The organism is Mesorhizobium sp. M5C.F.Ca.ET.164.01.1.1 (assembly GCF_004792125.1).
Taxonomy (GTDB): Bacteria; Pseudomonadota; Alphaproteobacteria; order Rhizobiales; family Rhizobiaceae; genus Mesorhizobium; species Mesorhizobium wenxiniae.
Window position 1 is genome coordinate 1 of sequence record NZ_SRTG01000664.1, and the last position, 278, is coordinate 278.

The following is a 278-nucleotide window of genomic DNA, read 5'->3' on the forward strand; positions in this document are numbered from 1 at the left end:
ATAGGCCCTCGCCGCCTTGGGATTGAAGGTGTCGATCCAGGCGCCGTGGCAGCCGCGCGCCACCGCCTCCTGTTCGGCCGCCTGCAGCATCTGGCCCGCCATGTGCTGGCCGCGCAGGCGCTCGTCGACCCACAGCCATTGCACGAAGAGCCAGCCCCAGGCGGTGTAGCCGGAAATGCCGGCAACGATGACGGCATGCTCGTCGCGCGCGAAAACCGCCAGCGGCTTTCGGCCTGAGGCGCCGACATCGGCATCGTTGAAGGCGGTTAGGCTGCCGC

1 protein-coding gene is annotated in these 278 nt (G+C 69.1%); it reads right to left on the reverse strand.

Annotated features, from left to right (window positions below; all coding sequences use genetic code 11):
- Positions 1 to 278 (reverse strand): GNAT family N-acetyltransferase (locus EN807_RS35210; protein ID WP_135938139.1); only part of this gene is annotated, 278 nt, incomplete at both ends.